Below are 5,662 nucleotides of genomic sequence, written 5' to 3'. Positions count from 1 at the left end.
CAGTGCCTGCAAACTGGGCAATCCGGTGAGAGCCGAAGATAATGAGTCCTTCACACCATGTTGTCACAGATGCCGACTTCGCGGGTTTCAGGTCATCAAGTGCCTCAAGAACAGCAGATCTGACATGGGGAATGATCGAAGAGACGGGAATGATATGGCCGATCGGGTTCTTCCCGCTCACGGTATTGACAACATGGGTATCTGTCGTCATGATTTCGCATTCATCAACGAGATCACTCACTGCCTCCCGTATCTCTTCTCTCACCCCTTCCTGGATATTGTTGCCATCAAAGAGAATAAAGGCGCATCTTGTGCCTTCAACGCTCATCGCAAGCACCTGAATGCCAAGATCGCCAAAACCCTCCATCCGTGTAAATGGCAGGCGTCGGTGGCATATCCCAATAGAGAACGGCAGAAGTGGTTCTTTAACCGCTTTCTCCATTGCAGCGAGGGCTGCACGGTAATATTCAGTTCCAAGCGGGGTTGCGGGCAGCACCGGGGAAGAGACATCTGTCATACAGTTGTGGGCATCTATGAAGGCAACATCACGGAACCACCGGTGTCCCTCGGCCATGATCGTCATCCCGATATTAAAGTCGATATCCTCTGTCTTTTCAGGTGAACGGGTGGAGATCATAAGGATCGAATCTGAGAACCGCTGGGTCAGGATCTCGACACTTCCATATCGGGTCCTGACCGGCCTGCTTGCCCCCTCAGAATAAATAAGGTTCTTCTGTGACTTGGCAAGCGCATCAATGATCACTTCAACTTCAGACTCTGAAACAAGATTAAAATCATGGGTTGCACACCCATGGGCGACAAAGAACTCTTCATCAAACCGATCGTGAATGATTTTGGGGAGGTTCGCACTCCCTATCTCGCCCATCGGTCCGGGATGGATATTGGGTACTGTGAGTACCGCATCACCTGCACCATCACGCGAAAAGAAGAGGCTCACCTGTGGAATTGTTACTTCTTCTCCTATCTCAGAGAAGAAATCTTCCAGGGTCTTCGATCCATCGGTCATATGGGCAATGAATGCATTCAGAAAGCTCAGTCCGGAGAGCCCAAAGGCCCTTTTCAGGGGTCTTTCGATGAGCCAGATGAATATGGAGCTGCCTATTCCGAAGATGATCAGGAGCCCGCCTGCCCAGAGAAGAAATTCCTGCCCAAAATAATAATATCCTGCACACAGTCCAAACAGGCTTTGGAGTGCCGCAGGAATGATCATTCTCCTGAGCCGGTAATCTGCAACTGCGACAAGGACGGGCATCCGGAGTGAGAGAACCATGCCAAGACCGGTTGCGTAGGTTATCGGAAGATAGAACCCTGAATCTACGCCTATGGCAGCAAAGGCGGTGATAATAACTCCGACAACCACTGATGCCAGGGCAAGAAGCCCGGATCTGTTCCAGGTCAGTTTCTTTCCTGATAAATGGATAAACTGGCGGGTAAAATAAAAGGCAAAGAGCGCAGGCAGAGTAAAACCGATGGATCCGAAGAACCAGATCGGCTCCTGTGCCCTAATTAATGCGATGTCTATTAAAAAACCGAGAATGATAATGATCAGAAGGGATCGTGGCCAGGAGGGGGCGGTAAAGATAAACCGCGATAATCTCTCGATCCTGACGTCGCCCCCCGGAGCCATACTACCACAATCCGTTGAGAATTAATTCACTTCTGCCAGTATAAACCCTGCGCATCTCGCCGCTCCACCTGATTGGGGTGCTATAGAAGGGTGCGTTTATTGCAAGGGTCTCGTATTCGCCCCCCTCTCCTGCGATATGTATCCGGTTCTTCGCTGAGATTTGCTTCAGCCTCTCTACCACTCCGGCATCAATATGGGTGCCAAGCATCTCTTCACCCAGCCCGTCTGCTGCACAGACCACGATGATTGCATCAAGCCGACGTACCACCTCATCCATGATCCATTCCGGATCCTTCTGCCAGAGGGGGGTGAAGACAGAAAGCCCCAGCCTCCCTGCAATGGTGCTGACCCGATCATACTGGTACTTCGACTGGATTGCACCGGCGACTATGCCTTCGATTGGAAGGAGAGAGAGCCCTTTCTCAAGATCAACCAGCTCCTCCTCCTTTTTACCGTGGGTTGTAATCTCTATGTACTCCATCCGGCCCCGTTCTGCGATCAGTCGGACCGCATCCAGGTTTGATGAATGGAACATATAGGAATCCGGATTATCCGGCCGGACGCAGACGATATATCCAATATCAAGCCCGGCATCAAGGGCAAGCTGGATAGAGAGGACTGAATCCTTTCCACCTGACGTCAGTGCCGCATACACCTGCATATCACCCAAAGTATGTATCCAGCCTATCCTGCATCTGATCCCATATCGGTAAATTCGTCTGACACCCGGTCTTCTCGATGACAAATGACGAACAAACCGTCCCGATACGGCAGCAGTCTGCAAGAGGCAGCTTTTTCTTATAGGCCGTCAGGAACCCTGCACGATATGCATCGCCAGCCCCGGTCGGATCAACAAGCGTCACCGGCACTGATGGGATCACCGTGAGAGCACCATCTTCGTAGAGTCTGCTTCCCTCTTTCCCCTGGGTAAAGATCGCAACAGGAACGCGTGCAGAAAGCTCCTCTTCAGTATGCGAAAGAACTTTTGCCATAATTTCTGCCTCGTACCTGTTTGCGAAGAGAATATCAATTGAATCAAGCAGCTGTTCAAACTGCTCGGCACTATATTTGTGGATATCCTGTCCGGGATCAAAAGAAGCAAAACCGGCACGCTCCGCGACCTTCACGTTGTACGAGGGATCGGCGGTTGCCATATGCACAAAGTCAAATGACGGTGGATCAGCTTTTGTAAAAGCCTCTGATGCACCCCATTCAAAGAAGGTGATCTGATCTTCCCGTTCATCGGTGAACATACAGGCAAGGGGTGTGTGGGCTTCCTCCTCGATGTAGAAGTACCTGCCGACATGATGTGAATGAAGCCAGCGGTCATAATCTGTTCCTTCAAAATCGCCCCCTACAGCGGAGACGAGTGTTGATTCTCCACCAAGGACTGCAATGCCGACAGCGATATTTGCTGCCCCGCCGCCGAAGAAGATCTGGTGGTCGAGGATCTGTGTCGAGGTGTTTGGATCCGGAAGATGCGGGACACGAAAGATATGATCTGTCGCCGTATGGCCGACGACATGAATCATATCTCGATCACTTCCACAACCTGAAGTGGAATCTCCCTGAGTGCTTTTCCGATTGTCGCTTTTGCGATACGCTCGGCATGCTGCTCGGACTCCGCCTTGAAGACCTTCATATCCAGGGTCAGGCCCACAAGGGCGGTATTTGCTACCATAAGCGCGTTATTCAGTTCTTCTTCGCAATTTGGGCATGATGTTGCCCCGATCTCAACCTCGACAAACTTTGCCGTCGGATTGAGTCGCTTACCAGCCTCGCTGATGGCAATACCGATCGCATCGTCAACGGTTTTAACGTCCTTAACGATCCATGCCGATTCCAGTGTCACATGATAATCTGCCATAATAATGAATCTCCAATTTACCAGTAATCCTCATGAAGGTGTTCGTGAATGGTCATCCGCTCAGGCGATACTGCCTGCTCCTTCCCCTCTCCGATCAGGAGGATTGCAACCGGCCGGACATGAGGGGGTATGCCGAGGATCTCTTTTACTTCCTCCTCGTCAAATGCCCCGATCCAGCAGGTGGCACGCCCAAGGGCATGGCTTGCGAGCATCATGTAGGTTCCGGCGATAGTCGCATCCTGTACAGCATAGAGTATCCCCCGCTCCCCATACCTGGACATCGATCTGACATAATTTGCACAGATGACAAAAGCGGTCCCTGCATGGGCAATAAACTCCTGGTTGAATGCCGCATCTGCAAGAGATTCCAGGAGATCCTCCTGCCTGCAGATGATCACATCCCATGCCTCGCGGTTTCCGGCAGTCGGACAAGTTGATGCAGCAGAGAGAATATATTCTCTCTCATCCTGCGTAATCTGCTCGCCGGTATAACTCCTGATTGAACCGCGGGATTTCAGAAAACCAAGAAACTCAGAGGATTCCATGTGAATGTAGTACTTCCCAGGCTTTCTGTGCCGCTGTTGTTGCAGCAGAGACGCCTTCGCCTGCCCGCTCTGTTGCAAGCCCAAACTGGCTGCTTTCGGTGAGGCTGATCATCTCCGAGAGTGAGTGGGACACTTTTGAAAAATCCGCATTCCCGGTTGCCGCTGATGCTGTCTCCGCATCTGCACGCAATTCCTCGATGATGCTGATCAACATTCTTCGACCGCCTGTTCTCTCTTCTTTTGGATAATCCGGCAGGCTCATGAGCATCTTTGATACCTGGATAATGCCGGTCTTGAGACGCTCAGCATACTGCCATGATAAAACTGCATTCCTGACATCCATATGGATATACAGGGGATAAAAGAATATAAAAAGGTAGGTAGTAGTCTTCTATTACCGCCTGGATTTCTGTTTTGCGCCCATCATCGTCTTCTTCGAGCGTCGAATGTGGCGCCTGACACGTGGGTCGACAACATGTCCTCCCCTGCGTCCTCCGCCCCCACGGCCCTGCTGCTGGGCGTTTGCCATCTTCTGCTCAAGCTTCTTGACGATGGTGTGTCTCTTAAATCTCTGGTTCGGTCCCGGCTTCTTAGCCTCACCACTCTTCTGAGGAACCAGTCTGATCTGTCCCTGGTTTCCTTTTACCTGGTGCCAGTTTATGCTGCCTGTCTTTCCCATGTGAAACTCCTTATAACTACTGTCTGGCTTTTTGATAAAGATATCTTTTCAAATCCTCTTCTCAATCGATCGCTTTAAAACATCTGCTACAATCTGGCCGTCTATCCTGCCCCTCACTTCCTTCATAACAACACCCATCACCGGACCAAGCGCCGCCATTCCACGATCCCTGATGAATTCTGCACGTTCAGTGACAATTCCCTCAATTAATGATTCCAGATCGGAAACCGAGAATGTCGGTCCGACTGACAAAATTGCCTCTTCGAGTGGAGAACCCCCGGCAAGGGCACGGAGGATGTCGGGAATTGCTTCCTTGGCAATCTCCCCGTCATTGACACGTGAGAGGAGCACAATGAGCGTCTCATCAGGGACTCCCCCACAATCCACACCATCACGGGACAGTTCCCGCAGGGTTGAGATGAGGGTACGTGCAGCTAATGCAGGTTTTATCCCGGCTGCAATCGCCTTCTCGAAGGTCAGAAGCCGATCTGAATAAGCGATATGGCGGGCAAGCGCGCTATCGATACCGAGCTCCTCTGTGAAGCGTTCCGCAACATCGGTCAACAGCTCCGGGAGCTCGATTGCATCCATCATCTCCCCGGTGATCTCAACAGGAAGAACATCCGTCTCGGGGTACATCCGTGCTGCTCCGGGGAGTGGCCGCATATATGCGGAACTTCCTTCGGGAAGCATCTTCCGGGTCTCTTCAGGAACTCCTTCAAGTGCCATCCCTGCACGCTTCAGTGCCTGTTTGATTGCACAAGATGCCTGCGGTTCTGTTCCTGAGACGATAATCACACAGTCGCCATCGCCTGCCATCACACGCCCCCTCAGGGCAGCAACCTCCTCTTCAGTAACGCCGTATGCAGGCAGCTCATCGGTATGGAACAGGCCGCCAACGCCGCATTTCTTTGCATAATCCG

General features: G+C 51.6%; 8 protein-coding genes. All 8 read right to left on the bottom strand.

The features are described from left to right. Positions 1-1,648, bottom strand: a 1,648-nt coding sequence (locus QCH34_RS05475) for a DUF2070 family protein (RefSeq protein WP_300331353.1), incomplete at its 3' end; no start/stop codon positions are given. 1 nt (position 1,649) lies between these two features. Further along, the gene (locus QCH34_RS05470; RefSeq protein ID WP_300331350.1) at positions 1,650-2,309 is read right to left on the bottom strand and encodes a diphthine--ammonia ligase; all 660 of its coding nucleotides are present in this window, start codon (positions 2,307-2,309) and stop codon (positions 1,650-1,652) included. A 1-nt stretch (position 2,310) separates the two neighbouring features. After that, the gene (locus QCH34_RS05465) at positions 2,311-3,180 is read right to left on the bottom strand and encodes a carbohydrate kinase family protein (protein ID WP_300331347.1); all 870 of its coding nucleotides are present in this window, start codon (positions 3,178-3,180) and stop codon (positions 2,311-2,313) included. Next, the gene (locus QCH34_RS05460) at positions 3,177-3,515 is read right to left on the bottom strand and encodes a DUF555 domain-containing protein (RefSeq protein WP_255332848.1); all 339 of its coding nucleotides are present in this window, start codon (positions 3,513-3,515) and stop codon (positions 3,177-3,179) included. The genes QCH34_RS05465 and QCH34_RS05460 overlap by 4 nt, the downstream gene beginning before the upstream one ends. 17 nt (positions 3,516-3,532) lie before the next feature. Beyond that, positions 3,533-4,060 carry a nitroreductase family protein gene (locus tag QCH34_RS05455; protein WP_300331343.1) on the bottom strand — a complete coding sequence of 176 codons (528 nt, stop codon included), beginning with the start codon at positions 4,058-4,060 and terminating at the stop codon, positions 3,533-3,535. Further along, complete coding sequence (locus tag QCH34_RS05450; protein ID WP_300331341.1) at positions 4,047-4,403, bottom strand: hypothetical protein; 357 nt, start codon at positions 4,401-4,403, stop codon at positions 4,047-4,049. The genes QCH34_RS05455 and QCH34_RS05450 overlap by 14 nt, the downstream gene beginning before the upstream one ends. A 51-nt stretch (positions 4,404-4,454) precedes the next feature. Continuing rightward, positions 4,455-4,739 carry a DUF5350 domain-containing protein gene (locus QCH34_RS05445; RefSeq protein ID WP_300331339.1) on the bottom strand — a complete coding sequence of 95 codons (285 nt, stop codon included), beginning with the start codon at positions 4,737-4,739 and terminating at the stop codon, positions 4,455-4,457. Between the two features lie 48 nt (positions 4,740-4,787). Further along, on the bottom strand, positions 4,788-5,662 hold an 875-nt coding region (locus tag QCH34_RS05440; RefSeq protein ID WP_300331337.1), incomplete at its 5' end, for a GAD domain-containing protein.

This window comes from Methanocalculus sp. (assembly GCF_029762515.1).
Taxonomy (GTDB): domain Archaea; phylum Halobacteriota; class Methanomicrobia; order Methanomicrobiales; family Methanocorpusculaceae; genus Methanocalculus.
The sequence above is the reverse complement of the archived record's forward strand: the minus strand, read 5'-3'. Positions and strand labels throughout refer to the sequence as shown.

Excerpts from the sequence above, each read along its gene's own strand:
- QCH34_RS05470 (WP_300331350.1), bottom strand. The coding sequence starts at position 2,309 with ATGCAGGTGTATGCGGCACTGACGTCAGGTGGAAAGGATTCAGTCCTC.
- QCH34_RS05465 (WP_300331347.1), bottom strand. The coding sequence starts at position 3,180 with ATGATTCATGTCGTCGGCCATACGGCGACAGATCATATCTTTCGTGTC.
- QCH34_RS05460 (WP_255332848.1), bottom strand. The coding sequence starts at position 3,515 with ATGGCAGATTATCATGTGACACTGGAATCGGCATGGATCGTTAAGGAC.
- QCH34_RS05455 (WP_300331343.1), bottom strand. The coding sequence starts at position 4,060 with ATGGAATCCTCTGAGTTTCTTGGTTTTCTGAAATCCCGCGGTTCAATC.
- QCH34_RS05450 (WP_300331341.1), bottom strand. The coding sequence starts at position 4,403 with ATGGATGTCAGGAATGCAGTTTTATCATGGCAGTATGCTGAGCGTCTC.
- QCH34_RS05445 (WP_300331339.1), bottom strand. The coding sequence starts at position 4,739 with ATGGGAAAGACAGGCAGCATAAACTGGCACCAGGTAAAAGGAAACCAG.